Genomic DNA, 24,346 nt, shown 5'->3' with positions numbered 1-24,346 from the left:
TTGAATCAGAACTACAACTCCAGAATCTGCACGTTTTTGTACCAGACGCGCTCTTTAGGACTGTGATTTTGAAGGGCAATTTTGCCTTTAGCGTGGGGCGTCGCGTAGGGCCAGTTGGCGAATTTGCTTTTGGTAACCAATGTCTTCCAGTTGTCGGAACCGTATTCGTACTCCACTAATTTTTTGCCGTTCAGGAAGTGCTCAACGTGATTTTTGTTAACGACAATGCGGCCTTTGTTCCACTCACCGGGCGTTTTCGCAACGGTAAAGTCCGATGGTGGTATCATATCGTAGTCAGCGCCGGTCATTTGGGTATCTTTCAATTTATAAGGCTTACCGTCACTGTCCAAATAGCCTTTGTCGTCAATCACCTGATATTCAGGGCCAGACATGTATGTTGATTTGATATCAGGGCTGTCAATTATTTTGTAGACAACGCCACTATTGCTGCCTTTCGGGACCTTGAATTCGAATTCCAACTCGAAGTTCTCGTATTCTTTATCCGTTACGAGGTCTCCACCCGTACCGTCGGGGGTCATGGCACCATCTTCAACGTACCAACCCACAACGCCATCTTTATGGTAGCTATGCCAGCCTTTTATTGTCTTTCCATCGAACAGGGATGTCCATTTTGGCGGAGCTGCTAAAGCGATTACACTAAGCAGCAGACAGGGAATGATTAACTTTTTCATGTAGTTTAGTATTTTGGGATTAAAGGTAGGGAAAAACGTAATGCGGCTGAAAAACCGCGCTTTGAGATGAGTGTAATGACATTCTCAAGCGAAGCTTCCCAGCCGCATTACATTTTCTTCTTATCTAGCTTGCCAGCTCACGGGCGGCCTGCGGATCGTTGTATTTTCGATCGAGCCCATCCGTTGATTTCTGATCAGAACGATCTGGTCCTGAAATCATGTCCTGCGCTGTGATGCTGCTTTCGTCGGCCATCTCACGGGGAAATTTCTGGGCTTCCTTCGCTTCTTCAGGCCGCTCACCCGGTTGATTTTCGGCGGTATCTTTAGCATTTACATCATACGGGTGCGCCGAGTCGCCGGTATCGGGTTTGTCTTCCATACCCTGATCGTCTGGTCCGGCGGCCAACCCTTCGTACTGCGTTCCTTCTACTGGTTCGCCCGATTTTGGTTCGTTTGTCGGTGCTACACCCGCTATTGACGATGTGAACGTGCTCAATGTGCGCGCATTAATTTCGTACGAACGGTCTGGCTGATCAGGTTCCTGAATTTCCGGTACAGCCGGTCTTGGCGTGCCGGGCAGTTCTGGAACTTCGGGACCGGGAACCGGATTGTAGGGCGGTGTTTCGGGAATACCCGGTGTGGGTTGTGTTGGGTCAGGTGCACCCGGCGTTGCCGGAATCATATCTCCCGTTGGATTATTTCCGCTGGTAATGAAGTTCCAACCTCCAAATGAATTAGTTGGTGTGGCTTCGGGTTCATCTTCAGAAGGCAAACCTGTGTTAACCGTTGAGCCTGCATCCGGATTTCCGGTAATATCGCCAACGGCAATAGGGTCGTCAGGCATAACAGATGGGTCGAACATGGTGCCCGCCCGTAAGGCTGCTTCTGAATTTTCGTATTTCTTTTTATCGTCACCCTCCAACGCCCGTTCTTCATCGCTACCCAACCGAATTCGGGGCATGTCGTCTGAAACATCAGATTCTGTGTGGCCGGTAGCGACTAATTTGCCATCTACCAACTTCACCATATTGGTTTCGGCCTGGTCGGCACTGAACATCGTTTCAGCATGTTCGCTCGAGACGATATCAGCCTGCCTGGCTCCATCACTAAGATTTTCGTTATTTTCCATGATTATTGTGACTATTTTAGGTCTATTGAGAACTGTTGGGAGTGGAAAAGGTTTGGCTTAACCTTCGGTTACGCGGGTTTCCAGACTCGTTACTTCAGCGCATCAAACAAAATCTCGGCAGGGTGTTGAGCTTTACGGCCAGTTCCGTCTTTAATTTGATGACGACAACTGGTACCCACTGCTGAAATAATAGCGTTTTCGGCCTGCCGCACAGCCGGAAACAAGACCAACTCACCAATTTGCATCGACAGATCATAATGCTCAGTTTCATAACCGAATGAACCCGCCATACCGCAGCAACCCGACGGAATCAATTGCACGTTGTAGTTTAAGGGCAGTGAGAGCACTTTTTTGACCGGAATCATTGACGAAAGGGCTTTCTGATGGCAGTGGCCGTGAACTTTCACCACCTGAGCCTCTGTCGTGAACAGACTTCGGTCAATGAGCCCGGCATCTACTTCTCGGGCGAGCCATTCTTCAAATAGGAAAACGTTTTTAGCAATACGTTGCGCGTCATCTTTTAATTCGGCTGGAACAAGGTCAGGATATTCGTCGCGGAAGGTTAAAATGGCTGATGGCTCAAGACCGATTAAGGGCGTTTTGTCGGTGATAAGGTCTTTGAGTAATGTCACGTTACGGATAGCTATTTTCTTGGCATCCTCTACCAACCCTTTTGATAAGTACGTCCGGCCACTTTCAACGTGTTCAGGAATCGTAACGACATACCCTAATCGCTCAAGCAACTGAATCGCCTTCTGCCCAACTGCGACGTCGTTGTAATTTGTAAATTCATCAGCAAAAAGCAGAACGGACCTTGGTTGTGATTCAGCCGAAGCAGGGAGAGACGATGATGAATAAGCAGATCGGTTTTGCCGACCGATTCTCTCGTTCTCATCCCGTTTTTGTTGCCACCACCATTTTCGTAACGTCGTTCCTGCCAACTCCGGCATGGTGCGGTCGGGGTGAAACCCAACGGCGCGGTTCGCCATCCGGCGCAGGGCAGGGCTGTCGTAGATCGAATTGTAAATCCAGGGAACAATGCTCGCCAGCGACATCAGTTTTGTGAAATTACCCACTAGCCGCGCCCGTAATGGAATGCCCGTTTCACGATATTTCTGTTGTGTAAATTCGGCCTTCATCTTGGTCATGTCCACGCTCGACGGACACTCGGCTTTGCAGGCTTTGCAGGATAAACACAAATCCAGCACGTCTTTAACCGCTTCGTAATCGTGTTCGGTCGGTTTATTCGTGTTGCTATAAAAGTGGCGCAGAATATTGGCCCGCGCCCGCGTGGTGTCGTGCTCGCGTCGGGTAGCCATGTAACTTGGGCACATCGTCCCCCCCGAAATTTCGGTTTTACGACAGTCGCCGGAGCCGGAGCATTTCTCCGCAAGTTCCAGTAAGCCGCCATCCTGAGAGAAGTCGAACACGGTTTTGGGCTGTGGAATCACCACGTCGGCTTCCGAGCGAAGTGACTCATTCATGGGGGGCGTATCGACGATCTTGCCGGGATTGAAGGTGTTGTGCGGGTCCCAAAGGGCTTTTACCTCTTTGCACAACTGGTAATTTTCCGGCCCGAGCATAAACGCAATGCATTCGCCCCGCAAGCGACCGTCGCCATGCTCGCCAGAGAGTGAACCGCCATATTTTTTGACCAACTGAGCCGTGTCCATAAGCAACGCCCGAAACTTGGCCCGACCCTCCGACGACTTAAGGTTAATGAGTGGCAGGACGTGAATTTCACCAGCCCCGGCATGGGCCGAATATTCGAGTTTCAGACTGTGTTGTTCCCAGGCCATGCGGTCCAGTTCATCAATATAGTCGGGCAAGTCGTGCACATCTACGGCGGTGTCTTCAATAACATTAGCCGGTTTATTATCGCCGGGGATATTATACATGATACTCAACCCGGCCTTGCGTAATGCCCAGGGTTTTTGCGTATCGGTATCGAAAAGAGTCGGGTAAGCGTATCCGAGGTTCTTTTGACGTAACGCGGTCACGAAATCCGCAGCCTTTTTCTCGACGCCCGTCACCGTTTCATCGAAAAACTCAATCATCAGAATGGCTTTTGGATCGCCTTCTACGAATGTTCGGTTTTTGGCTTGTTCAATATTGGTTTTGGTTAGTTGCAGAATGTAGTCATCTACTAATTCCGACGCCGAACAACCATGCGCCAACGCCACCAAATTGGCTTCAAGCGATTGGCGGATAGTGTCAAAGTGAGCGCAGACTAAAGCCGTTTCTTTGGGCGGCAGGGGCAACAAGTTCAATTTAGCTTCGGTGATGAAGCAAAGTGTCCCTTCAGAACCGGCAATGAGCTGCGAGAAGTTGAACGTCCTCACTTTTGACGGTCTGCCGATACGTAAGGAGGAATCTCCGTCAACAGGATTAGTTGCCTCACCCGAAGATTTCTCACTCGGCGGAATGACCAAAGACTCGTTACTAAAAAAGTCAACCAAAGCATCCAGCGCGTAGCCCGTATTCCGCCGGGTGACGGTTGGTTTGGGATACCCTTCACAAATATGCTGCTGAACGTCGGGTTTTGAGAGCCAGTCGCGGAACTGGACGTAAAGTCGTTGCTCAAGCGGACTCACGACGTTTTCGCCCCGGCATTTCGCATCGAATTGGTCGCGGGTGAGTGAGCCAAAAGTGACTTCGGCCCCGTCGCTCAACACTGCCCTAACTTCGAGTAAATGGTTGCGGGTTGTGCCCCAGATGATGGAGTGCAAGCCGCAGGAATTATTGCCAATCATGCCGCCAATCATAGCCCGGCTAGCCGTAGACGTTTCGGGTCCGAATAGCAGACCGTGGGGCTTTATAAATGCGTTGAGGTCATCGCGAATCACACCCGGCTGAACGCGTACCCACTGCTCATCGGCGTTGACCTCCAGAATCTTACCGAAATACTTAGAAATGTCAACCACAATGCCGCTTCCTACAACTTGCCCCGCCAACGAGGTACCAGCTGCCCTCGGAATCAGCCCTAGTTCATACTGTTGGGCAAATCGCAACACCCGCTTAATGTCGACAACGGATTTGGGTAAAGCCACCGCTATTGGCATTTCCTGATAGACTGACGCATCGGTTGAGTACAGTATCCGTTGGGCCGTGTGTTCGGGCGAATCATCAAAGTATAGATCACCTTCGAAGGAGGGCAACAGGCTGGCAAAGGAAGGTTTTTGGGAAAGGCGAAACATAGTAGCAAAAGCATCTAACGTCTTGTAAAGATACTAAAACCGAGACGCGTTTGTGGAATCAGCGATGGTCTGTCATCAATCGGCTAAAATCACATCTATTGCGAAAACTCACCTTACCGATTTTTTGATAACATATACGGTCTATCCCCGGTCGAGTGTCCGCTTCAACAGTCCACCAATAAAACTGCCTACAAACGTTAGAATCATTGAGCCATAGAGACCGAAATTCTCAACGTCACGGTCGGCGGTGCCGTCGGGTGTCGGTGCGAAAATCACATAGCCGATCCAGATTAGAGCAGCTTGCACCACGGCTAGAAACCAGCCCTTACGCGGCTCCAGAAAACCCAGTCCCGTTGCAAAGGCCGCAGCTATCAAGTAGGGAAGATGGATTGATGGAGCAACTTTAATGCAGAGTAAAATTATGGTGCTACTGATAAGCGTTAAGCCCAAGTTGAGCAACAGTCGACGGTCGAAGAAGGAAGTGGTCATAAAAAAGGAGGCCTGCCGAGTGTTCGGTAGAGCCTCCAAGTTATAACATAATAGACGTAAATTATTCTTGCTCCGAACGCCATACTATAGCGTTGTGCGTTCCGGCTGTTTGTTACTGATTCACATAAACACTTCCGCTGCTGGCCGAAAGCGTTACTGGAATGCCACCTCCGTTCAACGTACCCTTAATGCGATCTTTTTCGGTGTCGCCGTTGAAATTACTTAAAGGAATTTTGATGTTATTACCGCTCAAATTCAGGCTAATTCCTTTGTCGAGCGGCATTTTTACGCGAACGTTGCCCGCGCTGGTCGTCAGTCGAACGTATTCGCCCAACTTCACAATACTCACATCAACGCCACCGGCACTCGTACTGGCGTCAACACTACCCGCTATATTAGCAAGCCGCACTGAGCCGCCTGAAGTATTTGCTTTGATTTCGCCTTCGATGTCGTCCCCATTCACACTGCCTCCGCTGGTTTGAGCGTCGATATTACCTTTCAGTTCCGTAAGCCGGATGCTGCCCCCCGACGTATGCAGACGCATCTTACCCGACGAGGCTTTCGCTTCAATACTTCCGCCAGAGGTTTGAAGGTCAATATCTTTTCGGCAACGGTCCATGTTGATAGAACCACCAGACGTCTGTCCGTTAATGTCGCCTTCTAGGTCTGTTAGGTTCAGGCTACCACCACTAGTACGGAACTTTTGCGTACCCGTCAGTGAAGAGAGTTGAATGCTTCCGCCCGAGGTGCGTAGATCGGTAGCGACGTTGCGGGGTGTATAGAATTTGAAACTAATGCTCAGCGTTTTTTTCCAATTGGTATTCATTCCCCGATGCTTAGCGATGGCCACAAGCGTACTGCCTTCCTGGGCAATAGTAATGTCATAATCTTTAAGACGCTCGTCGATTTCCGCTTTGTCGAGTTTGTCGTTCCAGTTGTTGGCCCGCACAAACATCTCGACTTTCGTACCTGTCGAACCACCCTCAATAGTGAGACTGCCGCCCGAGGTTTCGGCCCGCACCGCATTGATATTTCCCGAAAAGGTTTTAATCTGATAAGGCGTATCGCGGTCGTCGTTAGGATTGCTGGCGAGGGATGTCAGCGCGAGTGTACTTGCGCTTAGTAGGGTCAGGAGAAACTGGTTGCGTTTCATGTGGCTTATCTGTTTATGTAGTAAAGATGTCGTTAGTTGTAAGAAGGTTGCATGCTGTCTGGTAATTTTAGTCCCGTACCAGTAGTGAACCGTTCTTAGTAAAGTAACAAGTGTCGTGCCATATAGTATAAGATTTTGATAGTCAAATTATTAGCTGTTACTTTAAAACTAAATCTGTCCGGCAACGGACAAGGTTTGTTCGCTGTCGGACAGGTTTAGTCTCTATAATCTTAGGCATTTTATTTAGTCATAATCTCCACGCGTCGGTTTTTACTGCGTTCACTCTCGCTGGTGTTATCGGCAATTGGCCGTGTACCGCCGTAGCCAGTTGTTGTAACTCGGGCATCGTCAATACCTCTCCGGGTCAAGTAGCTGGCCACCACTTTAGCTCGATTTTCTGAGAGGGATAGATTTAAGCGGGGATCACCCACATTGTCGGTATGGCCCGCTATGTTGATGTGCCAGAGTGGATTCGTCTTCATAGCCAGCACTAGTTTATTCAGCTCAGTGGCCGATTCGGGTAATAACACATAGCTACTTTGCTCAAACTGCACGTTATGCAAAATGAATGTTGTGCCAGGCGTATGTTCGGATGGCGGTTCTGCGGTGGGTTTGAGAATTGATGCTGGTGATGTGGTTGCTGAATTATCAATGGCTATTGTTTTCGGTGGTAATGGTGGTGACGGGTTGCGGATTGGCTTCGGTTTAACAGGTATCAGCCGTTTTTGGGGAACAGCTTTTGGTATTGGTGGAGTTGAAACGACTACGGGTGTCAACGTAACTGGCTTTGCTGGTGCTTTAGGCACGGCAATGGGTGGGGCTTTTTGAAAGAAGTACTGCGCTGTTATCGGGTCGCCGGGCGTAGTGTATGGGTCCTGGACTATTTTTTTTGCGTCGGGTCGTAGCCAGTATAATTCAATTTCACCGCCCATCATATCGTTGAAGTAATCTATCCGTAAATCGTAGTAATGGCCTGCCTCCAGTACGATACTGCCGGTATAATTCTTGGAATCGTTTAATTGCCAGGAGTCCATAACATTCTGGTTGCCGACCCAGACTCGGATGCCGTCATCGACTCTGGCGTAAAACTTGTATTGCCCCGTGACAGGTGCCAGCAGTTTACCCGTCCAGCGAATGGAATAATAAGAACGGGGTATACCAGACGCAGGCCCACCTGATGACCAGTCGAAGTTGAGTTGTGGGTCAATCCGGGTCAGGATTTTCTGCTCGAAATTTGTTCCTTTATAGTACTCACCTTTCAGACCTGATTGGGCAATCGTTTGACTTCCCATTAGCCAGAATACTAGCCACCCAAGTATCGCTATCGGTTTCATCAGTAAGCCTTTATAGCAAAGATGGTCGTTTCTAAAATACGATTGTTTATAAAAAGCTAAAAATTAAGAAGGTTTAACTCAGTCCGTTCGTAGACTCGTAGCCGGGTTCATCAGGGCGGCTTTCATCGACTCGTAGCCGATGGTCAGGGCGGTAATCAGCGTTGCTATGCCAAGCGTAATGGCGAAGACCCACCATCCGAGATTAATCCGATAAGCATAGCCTTGCAGCCAGCCGTTCATCAGAAACCAGCCCAACGGAGCCGCCAGCAAAAAGCCAATCAATATCAATTGGCTAAACTCGCGGCCAAACAACCAGATAAGCTGATTTGGGGTGGCCCCCAGCACTTTACGCACTCCAATTTCTTTGGTCTTCGCTTCGGCCATAAACGCCACCAATCCATACAAACCCAGGCAGCCGATTAGAATCGCAATTAGCGAAAATACCTGCGCTAATCCCAGCAGGACTTGCTCGGTTATGTAAAAATTATTCAGCAGGTCGTCCACAAAATCGGCTTTGAAAACAGCCTCTGGAAATAACTCATTCCAGGTACGTTCGACGGTCTTCATCGTAGCCGGAATGTTGGTCGGGTTGAGTGTCAGGGAAGCTATTCTGTTTTCCCGGTAATAATTCAGAATGGTCGTCGGTGGAATGCTCTCCCGTAGTTCACTCAGGTGGAAATCTTTCACCACCCCGACTACAGTCTTGTCGCCACCCCAAATAGTAATACGTTTACCGAGTATGTCATTAGGAGCGTGTAGCCCCAATTGCCTTATCATCGTTTCATTGACAAGGGCTTCGTTATTGGTTGTGTCGTTGTTACGAAAATTACGACCGGCCAGCAGTTTGATGGCATAAAGGGAGATGTACTTGTTGTCGCCTACCTTAACCGCTGTTGGAAATTTCTCGCGTTCAGTATGCGTGTCATACGTAAAGGGGACAGGCAACCGGCGGTAGGCTGCTGGCGGTTCAGCACCCAACGACACGGCCTCGACACCCGCTAGTTGCCCCAACCGGGCACGTACTACGTCCTGTTTGAGCGGATTCGTAGTTGGGAGAGATACGGTCAGAATAGCTTCTTTGCGAAAGCCCAAATCTGCCTTTTGCATGTGTCGTACCTGCGCCATCATAACCACTACGCCAATGATAAATAATTGGGTGATGAAAAATTGCATTACTACCAATCCGCGTCGAACCGACACACCACCAACCTGTTGAGTAGTCAGCTGTCCGCGCAAAGCTGCCACGGGATTAAAGCGGGCCAGAACCAGCGACGGATATAATCCGGCCAAAAGAATTACGCCCACGAGTAAGCTACTGAACCAAGCCAGCGAATCGATTCGGAACAGATTACTGATTGAGATGTCAGTGTTCATGATAGCCAGTGCTTTGTTCAGCATCGGCAGACATAAATAAGCCAGTAGAATAGCAAGGGCGACAGCTGCCAGCGTAACCAGTGTTGTTTCGATCATAAACTGCCCAACCAGTTGCCCGCGCGAACTGCCCATCGCTTTCCGAACGCCCACCTCTTTCGAGCGTTTTAGCGCGTGAGCCGTGGCTATATTGATGAAGTTGATACAGGCGGCTACCACCAAAAATAGCCCGACAATGATAAGCGCGTATAGAATCGGTTTCGGTGAGCGTCCGCCGTATTGAGGTATATGATCTGACTCACCAAGCGGGATGGCATGAAAGTCGAGTTTTTTTGCTTCCTGGGTAGTCAGGTATTTCTGGCGGATAATTGGGAAAGCTTCAAGCAGTTGTTCGACAGGTGTTCCCTCACGGAGGGTAGCGAAACATACGGCTGATATACCTTCCCAGGACTGCATAGCCTGTTTGCCAAGTAAGGTCGGAATCGTGCTGTAGGAAATAAACCCGTCGTAGCGGAGCTTGGTGTTGGAGGGTAGATTTTTTATGAGACCCGTAACGGTTAGGTCTGCCTGGTTATCAAAGCGTAACACTTTGCCAATTGGATTGGCCGAGCCAAAATATTTATGTGCGTATCGTTCGGTGAGTACCACGGTATTCGGGGCCGACAACGCTGTTTTAGGGTTTCCACTTATCCACTCAGCGTCGAACACCTCGAAAAACTGCGGTTCGGTGAAACACAGCGTACGCGATTCCTCAAACTTTTTGATGAAACCTCCTTTGCCATTAGGTACGCCAATAATGCGACCGAAGATATTTTCAAGTCGCACTGCCGTTTCTACGAAGGGAAAATTCCGGCGCAGAACCTCAGCCAATGGGCGCGGTGTGGCATCTGTCGGGACAATATTTTCCTGTTTTATATCCGTAACAACCCAATAGGTTCGGTCGGCTTTGGCATGGTAGCGATCAAAACTGAACATATAGCTAACCAACAGGAAAATAACAATGCCGCAGGCCAGCCCAATGGAAAGACCGGCCATACTAATTACGCTAACCTTACGGTTACGCCACAGATTACGAAGCGATATGTTGATGTAATTGCGAAACATTGATTCTGGAAGAAAAATAAATAATATAGAATGAAGCAAATATATATAAGTTTCTTATATATATGGAGTACTATTTAGGTGTGATCCATACGCATGGGGAAGCCTATAGATCATGCTAGCTCAACTCAATCCTAAAGACATCTTTTAAGAAGCCCTTAATAACTTTCGCTGTTTTACTAAATCCTCTTTTTTGACAAATGTGATGGGCACGAATTCGTCGGTTGGCGAGCCGATGTAGTACAGTGTCCAGTCGTGGTCGTAGTCGGCCAGTAGCTGCCGAATACAGTCTACTCGGTCGAAGGTCGGCACCAGGCAATCACCCCAGTAAAATAGCTCGACCCGATAATGAAGGGCTTGTTTCTGTCCATTAATAGTCACGTCGATTTCGATATCCTGCTTACCAGGCAACGAGGAGATAGGAATAGCGATATATGACATAGTTCAGGAGAGAAAAAGGTGATTAATACTATAGATTTCTTACCATTTGGGGAACGCTGCGAAGCCATCTGACCCAACCGTAGAGTGAAATGTATTCTAGCCTTTCTACACTGCCCAAATGTTGTACCATTAAATACAAGTTTCTGACATATAGAATGTTAAATAGAAAAACTGAACGTAGTGTGTCCGAAATCGGACACACTACGTTCAGTTGCGGACACTACTAAAACTGTCTCCTTTTTAATCAGTTAGCCAGACCGAGTAAACTACTTTACTGTAGGCTCACCAATCTTTTTTAAGTACTCACTTGCGGTAGTATTCTGGGGGTTTAAGGCCAGAGAGCGAGTATAATTCTTGATGGCTTGGGCACGATTTCCCATGTGCTCGTAGTTTTCGGCCAGGCTGTCGTACGTGTTCCACGCTTTGGGGTACAGACTGACATTCAGCTTGAAAATCTCAAGAGCTTCCTTGAGTTTCCCTTGCCTGGCTAGTATATATCCCCATCCGTTTACATAGTTTTCGGACAGGTGGAGTTCAGGATGCTTTTTGCGAACTGCCTTCACTACGTCAATAATCTGTGCATAGCCACGAGTTTTTATACTTGTGTTGAGCGCGCTAAGACCGACTGGTTCTCCATATAGAACAGCCATAATCTTTTTGGATAATTCGTCAAGTTGGTTTTGCGTTGACTGGTCGGCGTCGTTGGCAAGCAGAACTAGTCCAGTCTTCTGATCGGGATACAGATCACAGAAACTGGCAAAGCCAAACGTACCACCCGAGTGTTCTATTCGTCGCTTGCTGTCAATGGTTTTGTTAAGAAACCAGTTAAGGCCAAAGCTCTGATTGTCTGCATTCCCCCAAGTGGATTGATGGCTTAACTTAACCGCTTCGTTGCTTTCGTCTAACTGGTAGGCTGCATACTTCAGCAGGTCAGTTGTGCTGTAGCGAAGGCCACCAGCGGCTTGCTGGTCTTTGATTGTGAACGCGGGCATCTGGGTTCCTTTCCCGTTATAGCCAACGGCGAACTGATCTGAAGATGATTCCGAAGCGAAGGTATTGCGCAGGCCAAGCGGTTGTTCAATCTGCGTTTTGACTAACTCTTCGAAGGGCATCTGGTATATTTTCTCCAGAATGTAACCCAGTAGTTGAGCCGCTACGTTAGAATGGTGCGGATTCTGACCGGGAGCTACCTTCAGTGTAACCGCGTGCAAGTCGTTGAAAAAATCCTGTCTTGTATAATCGCGCAGCTTGCTAACAATCAGAAACGGAATTGAATCAGGATTAGCCTGCTTATATGCGTCGGGGTTATCCGGAAAATTATCGGGTAGGGCAGATGTCCAATTGGTCAGATGTACTAGCTTTATCGGCTTGCCCTGGTAAGCCAGGTTCGGGTAATCGCCGTCTAGATATTGGCGAATGTCATCATCTAATTTAACCTTCTTATCGACAACGGCTTTCGCCAGCATCAGGCTCCCGAACGTTTTACTAATTGACCCGATCTCGTAAATAGTGTTTTGTGTGGGTAGCTGGTTTGTTCCTTTCTCAGTCGTGCCGAAGCTGTAAAAAGAAGTCTGGCCATTTTGGACAATACCTATCGAAAGCCCGACGTGTGATTTCTCCTGAATGAACGCCGTTCCCAGTTGTTGAATAACGGCTTCTATATGGGCTTTCTGAGGGGCATTCGTCTTGGGCGAATTCTCTTGCCCAGAGGCTAACGCTGTTGCTAGCGCGACAAAACAGGTGGTGATAATGAGTGGCTGGATGCGCGTGAATGTCATGGGTTATAAATCTTAAATAGATTCTTTATTTGGCTTTGCGGATATAAATATTGCCGTGCATATTTTTCATCATGATCTCACGCCCTCCGCCGTTGACTTTGCCCTGCACCCAATCCTCTACGTTGACCCGGTACATACCGTTCTGGCTGGATCGATTCACTTTAGGCTGGCTTTTATCAACGTCAATATCGAAATCAGTGAAAATCTCCCCCTGATCGGATTTGAGTTTTACGTTTATTTTGGTCGTGGCCGGAAAGGTTACATCTACATTGCCATTGAGGGTGGAAAAGGCCATTGGCGCTTCGGCATTTACGCTTTTGAAGGTAGCTTTTACGGCACCATTGACGGTATTGGCTACAGCCGAACCAGACACGTTGTTAAGCTGAATAGCACCATTTACATTCTCTACAACGATGTCGCCGTTTACGTTGTCTATGACAATGTCGCCGTTATTGATTGTACTGACTCTCAGGGAAAACAGCTGTGGAACTTTTATCGTCAGATTGACGGGTATCTTCATACTGTTGGCATTCACATTAACCGTATTATTTTTTTCTTCGGCACTGACATCGAGGGAGTTATTCATCGAAATGCGCTTCATGCCGTTAGCCGCCTGATCGTTGCGATTGTCATCTTTCTTCTCTTTTCGGGCCTCCGATACGGCATCGATCACGACGTCTTTCCCCGAGTAACCCGTTACATGAATGGACCCATTTATTAAGCCAACATGTAAGGTGCCGGGCTTACCAGGATTGCTCAGGGGAACGACTAATTGCTCTTTCGTATCGTTCTGAGCGGCCAACGGGCTGGCCGCAGCGAGTAGTATTAACAGAATCTCTATAATCAGTTTATTGATTGTCATCAGGATTGCTTTTTTATGTAAATGTTTCCGTTGAAGGTTTCAAACTTGAGTGTTTTTCCGCCACTGCCGATGCGGATAGCGGTATTCTTGTTGAGTTTATAGACCGTGCCATTGCCGGTTTGCTGCTTCGTTTTAACAACCTGTGATGGCAATACCTCCGTATTGTCAAAGTCAGTGAAGAAGTTGCCCTGGAAACTTTTGAACTGTACGTCAGCCGAGAGATTGGCCGGATAGCTCACGCGAATGTCGCCGTTGAGTGTATAATAAGCCGATTGCTCAGGTGGGCTGGCTACGTAGTTTATATCGACATTTCCGTTGATGGTATGTGCGTTTGTGGCACCCTTGGCATTGCTCAGCGCAATGGCTCCATTTACGTTGCTCACGTTCAATGCTCCCGCTACATCTTTTACTGTTACGTTACCGCAATTGACCGTAGAAACGACCAAATTCATGTGGGTTGGCACTTTTACAGTGAAGTTGAGCGTAAAATCGTAGTCGATATTCTTGTCTTTACGTCCCAGATTATGGTTCGGACGCGAATCGAACGGTTCAACGATGTAAGCTAGAAGGCTATCACCTTTTTGCTCAAACTGAAGTTTGAATTCCCGCTTGCCGGTTTCCAGATCCTGATCGTTTTTGGCCGTAATTATTTTGTCTATTTCCAGCATGATCTTGTCGCCCGAATAGCCTTCGACTTTAATGAAACCATTGATATTGTAAATCGCCAACGTACTGTTAGCGGCTTTCGAGGCCGTAAATTCTTCGCTGATATGCTTCTTGAATTCCTGTGCGTTGGCTGGAAATTGGGCACAAGAGAGCACCAACCCCGCCAGCACGGGGATTATAAATTGTTTCATAGCTATTGTTTGGATGTAAGTTGTTTACGTAAGAACTCAGGATAAATCCTTGATACTTTGCTCTATTTTACCTTTGACTAAGCCATTTAAATTATCGTCGTGGAGTAATTGGCGGAGCGGTTTGATGGACCGTTTCTCCTGTAATTTCACCATCACATCGGCCAGCGCCGACTGGACAAGTGGCGATTCCTGTTGGGTAATGGACTGCACTAAGCCTTCGCGCACAGTTGGATTTGTAGCCAGTTTTGCCAACGCTTCCAACGTTACTAAACGCACATTTACGTTGGGGTCATTGTTGAGCGTTGTTAATAAAGCCTCAACAACCTGCCCATTTACCTGATTGATTTCTTCGGTATAACTAACCGCCCGAAGTCGTTGGGAAGCCGCCGGATTTTCCAGCAACGAGAGCAACATCATCTTGCGCATGTCCTGCACCTGTGTTGAGAGCGTATCAATTTGCTGTTGCTGAAACGCTACGGTCGTTGTACCGGGTCGGTGGAACCAATATCCGGCAGCTATGCCAACACTCAACAGGACGACACTATAAGCCAATCGAAATGCAGTTTTTGGAACCCACAGTTGGCGAATTTTCGCTAATAGGCCGTCAACTGTGCTTTCTTGATTTGTGGTAACGGTTTCCTTATACGTATCCAGCATGGCCTGAAATCGAACTCGTGTATTCGGGCTCGGTTCTGGCGTGGGCAACGTGCCCATGAGTTGCCAAAGCTGCCGGATCGAATTTGCTTCTGCCTGACAGTCCGGACACTGTGCCAAGTGCATTTCCAGGCTGACCCGTTCAGAATCAGGCAGCTGGTTGCTTACCCAGTCGGCTAACTGCTCCTTTGTCTGTTCACAATTTATAGGCAGTCTTTCCATTTTCAATTGTCAGATAGATTTTCTTTAACTCCTTCATCGCGCGGTGTACCCGCACTTTCACCGCTCCCTCTGTTGTGTTCAACACCCGCGCAATCTCATCGTATTTCAACTCCTGAAAGCGGCTTAATACCAGCACTTCACGGTTTTCGGTACTCAGTCTTGCCATTGCGTTATGGAGAGTCTCCAGTTCCTGCTGCTTTAGTATCCGTTCATCGGCGGCTGGTCCACCACCAATTTTTTCGGCTACATCCGCCAGATTGTACTGCTGTGCCGAACGCTTATTTTGTTTGCTGTGATCGACCAATACATTTCGGGCCAGATGGTACATCCAGCTTCTAAACTCGCCGTCGCCCGTGAAGGTATGACGGTATTTCAACATCCGATAGAACACCGTTTGCAGCATATCCTCGCTGGCCTCATGCTGGCTAGTCATGTGGAAAAGAAAGCCAAACAGGGGACGATTGTATCGCTCAAAGAGCAAACCCATCGTATCCATGTTGCCTGCTTTTACCTGAAGCATGAGCGCGTTATCTGTCAGGGCGTTCAACTGTTGTAAAGATGGTGATTTGGTGGATTTTGGACTGGAAACTGTGCGAAGTCAGGAAGGTTACAGACAAATAGGAAATTTTTTTAGAAAGAACCCAACGGTAAAAGGTCTGGTAACAAAACAGGTCGCCTATTGGGCGACCTGTGCATTAAAGAAACCTATTGTGAAAAGAAATACTGAACCAATTAGACTTTTCTTCTTATTGATTGCCGGTCTTTATGCCAAAACTGCGTTCGGTATCCTTGATGATAGCCTGTTTTTCGCGCTCCGTTTTGCCGACAACATTAGCTGTCCGTTCGATGATCAGTTCTTCGCCATCTTTCTGAAATGTGTACTGCATCCAGAGCCGCCCGTTTTCTTTGTCTTCCCGAACTAACACCGACGATGGAGCTACATCACTTGGCGTGAGCGACGAGGTGGAATTAGCTTCCAGTCGCTCATTTCGGCCTTCGTCTGAATTTGATACATAAACGATGGGCTCATCGCGTGATTTTTTTACAGTCCGCTTCTCGTGCTTCTGTTCAATAATTACTACCGAAGCATCATCTGAAATGACTTGCTCCAACGAATCAACAATATGATTTTCCAGTGATTTTACGGCGCTTGATTCCATATCTGTCACGTCGAAAGAGCGACTGTAATGGACTGAGCGACCAGGCTGCTCAATGTCAACGCGAATACGAAGCTGTCGATTATCGGTCGTTATGTGCTTGCTGGACGACCGTTGTGCTAACGCGCTGAAACCAACTGTGAGCAGTAACAGGGTAAATAGCGTTTTCATGATATCGGCAGAAATTGGAGAATGATAGATAAGTAGATTTACTCTATCCATCATCGTGCCAGCTGTATACCTAATTGTTTATCAGTCAGTTGATATATGAATATTCTGACGTTTGTCCGATATCGGACAAACGTTGTACGACAGCGGACAAACGTCAGAATCTGGATTTAGTCAGACCGTAGGGATTTAACCGGATTCATCAAGGCCGCTTTTATACTCTGGAAACTGACCGTTAGTAGGGCAATGCCAATCGCCAGCAATCCCGCCAGGGCAAATACCCACCACGAAATGGTAACTTTATATTCAAAATTCTGTAACCAGCGATTCATGGCAAACCACGCAATGGGCGAGGCAATGACGATAGAGATCAGAACCAGTTTTAGGAAATCTCTGGAGAGCAATGTCACAATGCTGGCGACAGATGCACCCAGCACTTTGCGAACCCCGATTTCTTTGGTACGCTGCTCGGTTGTGAAAGCCGCCAGCCCAAACAGACCCAGACAGGCAATGAAAATAGCAAGGGCCGATGCTATCGTAAACACCTGGCCATACTGCTGTTCGCTCTGATACTGTTTATTGTAATTCTCGTCGGCGAAGAAAAACTCAAATGGATTACCGGGATAGCTGGCCTTGTAAAGTCGTTCTAACTCGGCGATCTTATCCTGAATACGACCGCCCTGTCCTGGGTCCGTTGTCAGTTGAACGGTCAGGTCGCTTACGGAGCGACGAGGCATGAAAATAACCGGGTCAATGGCCCGCTGTAAGCCCTGGTGGTGGTAATCCTTCACAACGCCAACGATCTCGTAAGGCTGGCCCCAGTTGATAATCTGGCCAGCCGCTTTCTCAGCCGATGCAAAACCTAGTTGTCGTGCAGCGGTTTCATTGATCATCAGTTTGCCACTTTTCTCCCAACCCAATTCGGCTTCACGAACCGTAAAGTTTCGACCAGCCACTAACCCAATTTCGTACGTTTTCAGGAAACGGTCGTCGATGATACCCATCGAATAGCCTTTTTTGTCATCGTTAGGGCGCGGATTTTGTTTGGTAATACCATTCGCCGTGAAATTGTAGAAATTGCCTGGTACAATGGTCGTTTGGCAGAAACTCTTTACATAAGGCAATTGCGCCAGTTGGTCTTCCAGCATAGAGGTGCGTGGTGCAAATGGACCGTCGCCAATTTGCGGTCCCCTGATCACTACGCGCTGTGCCAGCCGGACACCCAGATCTTTGTCCTGCATATATTGCAACTGCCGGTAAAGCACCATTGTCGCAATCACTAAGGCTACCGACGCGCTGAACTGCGCTACAACCAGTGTTTTACGCAACCAGCCACCTTTGCCAGCTTGAACGGCTCCTTTAAGAGTCTGTATGGGCTGAAAGGAAGTCAGCGCGAAAGCAACATAGCCGCCTGATGCTAACGCACCTACAATCAGTAGTGCTAATCCGGCCAGCCAGAAGCCATCCGTATTCAACACGCCTATGGATAATTCCTTCTGTACAAACTTATTGAAAGTCCCTTGCAATGCCGCCACCAGTATGAGGGCCGACCCAAACCCAACGATATTCAGCAGTAACGATTCACCTAAAAACTGCCCGATAAGCTGCCCCGGCCCGGCACCGATTACTTTGCGGACGCCCACTTCTTTGGCTCGTTTCAGGGCACCCGCCGTTGAGAGATTGACGTAATTAAACCAAGCGATTAGCAAAATCAGGCCAGCAATACCACTCAGTAAATACACAAATCCTAAACTGCCACTGGTGGGATACGGATCACTTAATGATGCCGCCAGATGCATGTCTGTGGCGGGTTGTATCATAAACAGGCTCTCGTCTTTGGGAGTCCTTTTCTTTTTTAACGCATTGAATTTATCTGCAAGTGCTCTATAGTTGGCTTGTTCGCCAGATTGTTCGGCAGGAAGTTGCAGGAACGTCGTTAAATAGGAACCATCGAAGCTGTCTAACCGCGCCCAATCGTTTCCGTTGAGGTTAGCCGGATTCGCCAGCGTTTGCAGCGAAAACACCGCATCGAAAATCAGGTCGGAGTTTTTGGGCATGTCGGCATACACCGCCGTGACGGTATAGAGCGTTTTGCCAAACTGGTTATTGAGCGTCAGCGTTTTGCCCAATGGTTTTTTATCGCCAAAATATTTCTGAGCTTGCGTCTGCGACAGAGCCACGCTATTTGGTTGAATGAGCGCGGTAGCTGCCGTTCCCTGCACGAGCGGAAACGTGAAGAGCGTAAAGAAACTGGCATCAGCATAGGCTACTTTACTTTCCCGAAACGATTGTTGAGAACGACTATCTTGTCCGTCGGCAAAACTTATTATACCGTTAGCCGAATGTTCACCCACCCGGCAAAAGTCCCGCACTTCCGGAAATTCCTGTTTGGCAAGTGGCGCTAAGGCCGGGGCCATGTCGGTCCAAATGTCGCCCTCACGGGTTTGGGTGAGTACCCGGTAGAGCGTTGGCAGGTTTTTATGAAATCCGTTAACGCTGCGTTCGTAAGCGACATATTCCAGGATGAGTACAAAAGCCGCTATGCCGAGGGCTAGTCCCGCAATGTTGATGAGAGAGAACACCCGGTTTTTTCTCAGCGTGCGCAGTGCGATTTTTAAGTAGTTGAAAAGCATCTAGTTAAGGTTTATGTAGCACCCACCAATCCCGGTCGGCGGAGAAACTACTGGTTAACAGCTAACCGGGACGGGCGGCTCTACTCACTGCGTAAACTCTTCACCGGATTCGTTAGAGCGGCTTTTACACTTTGGAAACTCACCGTCAATAAGGCAATGCCCACCGCCAGCAGACCCGCTATGGCGAAGACCCACCACGTAATTTCGACCTTGTAGGCGAAACTCTGTAACCATGTATTCATAGCAAACCAGGCAATGGGCGACGCGATGACGATAGAAATGAGAACCAGTTTTAAAAAGTCTTTGGAGAGTAACAGGACGATACTGGCGACGGATGCGCCCAGCACTTTGCGCACGCCAATCTCTTTAGTACGCTGTTCAGCGGCAAAAGCGGCCAGCCCAAACAAACCCAAACAGGCAATCAGCACGGCCAGAATCGTGAACGTCAATAAGACTTCGCCCTGCTTCTGTTCCGCTCTATACTGCTGTGAAAAATTTTCATCCAGGAAATGGAAATTAAGCGTGCTGGCTGGGTCGAAGGTGTGATACACGGACTGGATGTAGGCCAGCGCTTCGGTTATTTTAGCAGGCTGAATTCGAACATACATATTGTCTTTGTCCTGAGCGGCAGGCATCTGCAACACCAGCGGTTCAATTTTGTGCTGGAGCGAATAGGTATGGAAATCCTTGACAACACCCACTACGCGGGCTTCGGCGGTATGTTTCTCGTTATCAATATAATATCTGACCCGCTTGCCAATGGGTTCTTTCCAACCGAGTTGCTTTACCAGCGTTTCGTTGATCAGCACGGCCGCCAATGCGTCGCTTTTGAACGAATCGGAGAAATTCCGGCCAGTCAGTAGTTTAATCTCCATTGTCTTGAGATAGTCCGCGTCAACCGAGAATTTCTGGACCATCTGCGTACTGGATGACAAAGCGCCATTTTGCTCGAAAAACATCCCGTTTCCACCAATATTGTTGTTGCCAATGGGATTGCTGGCGGCCGATGCGCCCTCAACCAACGGACTTCGTAACAGCGCTTCCTTAAGGGCTTCTACGCGCTGGCGAACGCCCTCATTGCTGATATGAAATGTGAGTACCTGCTCTTTATTAAAGCCTAGATCGGTGTGCATCACAAACTTCATTTGTCGGTACACAACAGTGGAGCAGGCGATCAGGGCGACCGTGGCCACAAACTGAAATACCACCAGCGATTGCTTGAACAGGATACTTCCCGACTGATTGCCGAGTTGCCCGCGCAGTGCCGCTACGGGTCGGAAACCCGACATCATCAAGGCTGGATAGAGACCACTTAGGGCGCCAATAAACAGGGAGAAAATCGCAACGATCAACAATGTATTGAGTAAACTGCCGAGCGACAGTGACTTATCGGCCATCTGGTTAAAATACGGTAAGGTCATAACAACCAACCCGGCACTCACCAATCCCGCCAGTAACGTCATGAGCATCGACTCGGTCAAAAACTGCCCGATCAACTGCTGCCGATACGAACCAATCGCCTTCCGAACGCCCACTTCGCGGGTCCGTTTGAGCGAGCGGGCGGTGTATAAATTCACGTAGTTGATGCAGGCAATCAGTAAAATCAGGGCGGCCACCACCGAAAAAATAGCTACCGTTCGGGCGTTGCCGTTCGGGCTGATTTCGTAGTCTAACTGCGAGTGAAGATGAATAGACGTAATTGGCTGAAGCTCTAGCCGGTAGTCAATATCACCCATTTCTTTTTTCAGGTATTTCTGGAAAAAGCCGGGTAGTTTGGCCTCCAGCGTTTTGTAATCGCTTCCCTCGGTGAGCAGCAAATACGTATAGAGTTCGAAACTCTGCCATCCGTTTGTGTAATTGTCCGGATAGGAACGTAACGCCCTGAACTGCAAATGAGAATTGGCCGGTACGTCTTCGATAACACCCGTTACAGTATTCGGAAAATGATTGCTGAATTCAACGACTTTTCCAACCGCTTTACTGGCATCTCCGAACAAGTTTTCGGCAACGGTTTTGGTCAGGACAATGGTTTGCGGTTTACTCAGGGCTGTAGCCGGATCGCCGTACAGAAACGGAAATGTAAACACATCGAACACCGTGGGGTCAGTGAAAAAAATGTTGCCTACGTCCATTTTTTTGTCGTTAAACGTAATCTGCCCACCGCCTTCCGTATTAAACCGAACGGCTTTTTCAACGTCTGGGTAATCGTTTTTCAGCGCTGGCGCAAACGGCGCTGAGGTGGGCGCGAGTTTGAGATTTCCTCCCGGCCACTGCGCATACTGAACTACCCGGACAATGCGGTCAGCTTTGGTATGAAAACGATCGAAACTCAACTCATCGGCTACATACAGCACCATCAGCCACACAGCCGCCATGCCAACGCCCAACCCAACAACATTGAGACCGCTAAACAGCTTGTTTTTCCAGAATGTCCGAATCGTAATTTTTATGTGATTGCGTAGCATAGTCAGTTAAACGTTGACGCTATGATGAGAAAATTTAGAACAAAGAAATGCCGCCGGTGGCTTATTTTGTTTCTTTCTGTTAACTGCCCAAATGCCGTACCAAATAGATAAATTGCTGATATACAGAGGTAAAAAATAGAATTGTTTAATGAAATGTCCGCAAACGGACGGTTTGATCGACCATTTGCGGACAGTAATTCAACTATCAACTATTCGCTTTTTAAACTCTTGACGGGATTCATTAGGGCTGCTTTTATACTCTGGAAACCCACCGTCAGCAACGCAATGCCTACCGCCAGCAAACCCGCCAGGGCGAACATCCACCATTCAATGTCGATTTTGTAGGCAAAGTCTTGCAACCACCGATTCATGGCGAACCACGCAATTGGACTGGCAATGAGGATGGCGATAAAAACGAGTTTGAGGAAGTCTTTGGAGAGCAATGTCACGATGCTGGTGACAGATGCACCCAGCACTTTGCGCACGCCAATCTCTTTGGTGCGCTGCTCGGCCATAAACGTGACCAAACCGAACAAACCTAAGCAGGCAATCATAATCGCCAGTACCGCAAACGTCAGGGCGATGGTGCCAATGCGTTGCTCAGCGCGGTACATAGCGTCAAAGCTGTCTTCCAGAAACGCGTAACTGAACGGCTGATCCGGAGCCACCTGCTTCCACTTCGTTTCAATCTGACCAATTAGGGCCGGTAGGTTTGTACTGCTCATCCGGAACGAAGCGGCACCGGAGTTGGCATCCAGTACCATCGCTAACGCACCTATAGTATGCCGGAGCGATTCGAAATGGAAGTTTTTGACTACACCAATCACGGTGTACGTTTTTATACTCGTTTTCTCCTGCGGATTGGTGAACTGCAATATGCGCTTCCCGATGAGATTGCTACTGCCCAGGAGCTTAGCCGCCGTTTCGTTCAGGATAACGCCAGACGAGTCGGAGCCGAAATTCCGTGAGAAGTCGCGGCCCTGCCCCATAGTCATACCCAGCGTTTTCACGTAGTCATGATCGATACCCCAAACTTGCATGCTCACGGCATTTTTCTGGTCTATCTTCCCCTCAGGGAAGAATGAGTTGCCACTTCGGTTGGACGGTGTAGGCAGGTAGCCGGAGATGGAACCGCTCACCACGCCGGGTAGTCTGAGTGCTTCCTGTTTGAAGGTTTCCGCCTGTTTTCCCAAGGCGTACACATCGTTGACCGTAAGGACCTGATCGCGCTTGAAACCTAGATTCTTGCTTTGGATATAGATTATTTGTCGATACACAATGATTGTTCCGACGATGAGTACCACCGACATCATAAACTGAAATACGACTAATCCGCTCCGTAGCCCAGAGCGGTTGACACTGACGTTAACTTTGCCTTTCAGGACACTGATGGGCTTGAACGATGAGAGAAAGATGGCCGGATAGCTACCCGCCAGCAGGCCGACCGCAATTGGGAGTGCGACGAGTACCAGCAGCCAGTAAGGTGATAACAGACTACGAATGCTTAATTCCTTTGCGGCAAGGGTGTTGAAAAAGGGGATTGATACGGCGACAATAAGCAGGGCCAACCCCATCGCCAGTCCCGTCATTAGCACGGATTCTGCCATGAACTGCCCAATGAGTTGGTGCCGTTCCGACCCCAGCACTTTACGGACACCCACCTCTTTGGCGCGGTTGGCCGACCGCGCAGTAGCCAGGTTCATGAAGTTGATACCCGCGATGAGCAGGATAAACAGGCCCACCGCCGAGAAAATGTACACGTACTGAATGTCACTGTTGGGGGCAAGTTGAATGGTTTCTTTCGAGTGCAGGTGAATATCGGTCAGCGGCATCAGCGAGAATTCAAAGCGGTTGCCCGCCTGCCGAAATTTCGCCAGGGTAACACCAATAAACTGTAACGCCTGCGGACCGACATATTTTTCGATTACGGCATCGAAGTTTTTTTCGAACTGCCGGTAGTCGGTGCCTTCGCGCAGGACAATGTAGGTATGGTGATTATTGCTCAGCCACTGTCCCCACTGGTAATCGTCGCTGAGCATGGCCGGGAAAAAGTCGCTGTGGAAGTGCGAATTAACGGGCATATCGCGCATAACGCCCGTTACTTTGTAGTTCTGATCCCTATCGAAAGTCAGGATCTGGCCCATAGGGTTCTGGTTTCCAAAATGTCGTTTGGCTGCTGATTCGCTGATAACGACCGTGTTAGGCTGGGTCAATGCTCGTTTTGGATCACCCGCGACGAGCGGCAGGGTGAAGACGTCGAACAGCGTCGAGTCAGCAAAGGTCACGTTTTCTTCGCGCAGACTATTGGCTGAGCCAACACGTTTAACGAGCCACGTACCGCGCTGGTGGAGCCGCACAAACTGTTCCACTTGTGGGTAATCCTGTTTCAGCATCGGCCCGATGGGATCAGCTGATACGGCGCTCTTTGAGTCATTTCCACCGAACTTAACGTCGGTGTGGATGCGATAGATGCGATCAGCTTTGGCGTTGTAGCGGTCGTAGCTCAGTTCGTCAGCCACGTAGAGCATAATGAGCAAGCAGCAAGCCAGCCCCATCGCTAATCCAGCAATGTTGATGAACGTAAGTCCGCGTTGTTTGCGCAGATTCCGCCAGGCGATTTTGACGTAATTTCGGAACATGATT

17 protein-coding genes are annotated in these 24,346 nt (G+C 48.6%); all 17 read right to left on the bottom strand.

The window, feature by feature from the left end; genetic code table 11:
• Positions 1-11: 11 nt before the first annotated feature.
• Positions 12-692, bottom strand: a complete 681-nt coding sequence (locus ACFS25_RS19240; protein WP_381504243.1) for a 3-keto-disaccharide hydrolase — start codon at positions 690-692, stop codon at positions 12-14.
• A 124-nt stretch (positions 693-816) separates the two neighbouring features.
• Positions 817-1,821 (bottom strand): hypothetical protein, encoded by a 1,005-nt coding sequence (locus ACFS25_RS19235; protein ID WP_381504242.1) that lies wholly within the window; start codon positions 1,819-1,821, stop codon positions 817-819.
• A gap of 89 nt (positions 1,822-1,910) precedes the next feature.
• Positions 1,911-5,018 carry an FAD-binding and (Fe-S)-binding domain-containing protein gene (locus ACFS25_RS19230; RefSeq protein ID WP_381504240.1) on the bottom strand — a complete coding sequence of 1,036 codons (3,108 nt, stop codon included), beginning with the start codon at positions 5,016-5,018 and terminating at the stop codon, positions 1,911-1,913.
• A gap of 141 nt (positions 5,019-5,159) precedes the next feature.
• Positions 5,160-5,507, bottom strand: coding sequence for a hypothetical protein (locus ACFS25_RS19225; RefSeq protein ID WP_381504238.1), 348 nt, complete (start codon positions 5,505-5,507; stop codon positions 5,160-5,162).
• A 112-nt stretch (positions 5,508-5,619) separates the two neighbouring features.
• Entirely contained in the window at positions 5,620-6,660 is a 1,041-nt protein-coding gene (locus tag ACFS25_RS19220) for a DUF4097 family beta strand repeat-containing protein (protein ID WP_381504236.1), read from the bottom strand.
• A 239-nt stretch (positions 6,661-6,899) separates the two neighbouring features.
• Positions 6,900-7,994 (bottom strand): PA14 domain-containing protein, encoded by a 1,095-nt coding sequence (locus ACFS25_RS19215; RefSeq protein WP_381504234.1) that lies wholly within the window; start codon positions 7,992-7,994, stop codon positions 6,900-6,902.
• Positions 7,995-8,072: 78 nt separating this feature from the next.
• Positions 8,073-10,469: an ABC transporter permease gene (locus tag ACFS25_RS19210; RefSeq protein WP_381504232.1), complete on the bottom strand. Its 2,397-nt coding sequence runs from the start codon at positions 10,467-10,469 to the stop codon at positions 8,073-8,075.
• Between the two features lie 144 nt (positions 10,470-10,613).
• Positions 10,614-10,907 carry a hypothetical protein gene (locus tag ACFS25_RS19205; protein ID WP_381504230.1) on the bottom strand — a complete coding sequence of 98 codons (294 nt, stop codon included), beginning with the start codon at positions 10,905-10,907 and terminating at the stop codon, positions 10,614-10,616.
• Positions 10,908-11,173: 266 nt separating this feature from the next.
• Complete coding sequence (locus ACFS25_RS19200; protein ID WP_381504228.1) at positions 11,174-12,685, bottom strand: serine hydrolase; 1,512 nt, start codon at positions 12,683-12,685, stop codon at positions 11,174-11,176.
• A 25-nt stretch (positions 12,686-12,710) separates the two neighbouring features.
• Positions 12,711-13,547 carry a DUF4097 family beta strand repeat-containing protein gene (locus tag ACFS25_RS19195; protein WP_381504225.1) on the bottom strand — a complete coding sequence of 279 codons (837 nt, stop codon included), beginning with the start codon at positions 13,545-13,547 and terminating at the stop codon, positions 12,711-12,713.
• Positions 13,547-14,404, bottom strand: a complete 858-nt coding sequence (locus tag ACFS25_RS19190) for a DUF4097 family beta strand repeat-containing protein (RefSeq protein WP_381504223.1) — start codon at positions 14,402-14,404, stop codon at positions 13,547-13,549. Before ACFS25_RS19190 ends, ACFS25_RS19195 begins: the two co-directional genes overlap by 1 nt.
• A 36-nt stretch (positions 14,405-14,440) precedes the next feature.
• Entirely contained in the window at positions 14,441-15,280 is an 840-nt protein-coding gene (locus ACFS25_RS19185) for a HEAT repeat domain-containing protein (protein WP_381504221.1), read from the bottom strand.
• On the bottom strand, positions 15,255-15,800 hold the full coding sequence (locus ACFS25_RS19180) for an RNA polymerase sigma factor (RefSeq protein WP_381504592.1): 546 nt from the start codon (positions 15,798-15,800) through the stop codon (positions 15,255-15,257). The genes ACFS25_RS19185 and ACFS25_RS19180 overlap by 26 nt, the downstream gene beginning before the upstream one ends.
• A gap of 226 nt (positions 15,801-16,026) precedes the next feature.
• Positions 16,027-16,608 (bottom strand): hypothetical protein, encoded by a 582-nt coding sequence (locus tag ACFS25_RS19175; protein ID WP_381504219.1) that lies wholly within the window; start codon positions 16,606-16,608, stop codon positions 16,027-16,029.
• Positions 16,609-16,775: 167 nt separating this feature from the next.
• Positions 16,776-19,238: an ABC transporter permease gene (locus ACFS25_RS19170; RefSeq protein ID WP_381504217.1), complete on the bottom strand. Its 2,463-nt coding sequence runs from the start codon at positions 19,236-19,238 to the stop codon at positions 16,776-16,778.
• 80 nt (positions 19,239-19,318) lie between these two features.
• Positions 19,319-21,703 (bottom strand): ABC transporter permease, encoded by a 2,385-nt coding sequence (locus tag ACFS25_RS19165; RefSeq protein ID WP_381504215.1) that lies wholly within the window; start codon positions 21,701-21,703, stop codon positions 19,319-19,321.
• Positions 21,704-21,912: 209 nt separating this feature from the next.
• Positions 21,913-24,342 carry an ABC transporter permease gene (locus tag ACFS25_RS19160; RefSeq protein ID WP_381504213.1) on the bottom strand — a complete coding sequence of 810 codons (2,430 nt, stop codon included), beginning with the start codon at positions 24,340-24,342 and terminating at the stop codon, positions 21,913-21,915.
• Positions 24,343-24,346: the final 4 nt, after the last annotated feature.

The sequence above is a fragment of the Spirosoma flavum genome (assembly GCF_042686045.1).
GTDB classification, from domain to species: domain Bacteria; phylum Bacteroidota; class Bacteroidia; order Cytophagales; family Spirosomataceae; genus Spirosoma; species Spirosoma flavum.
The sequence above is the reverse complement of the archived record's forward strand: the minus strand, read 5'-3'. Positions and strand labels throughout refer to the sequence as shown.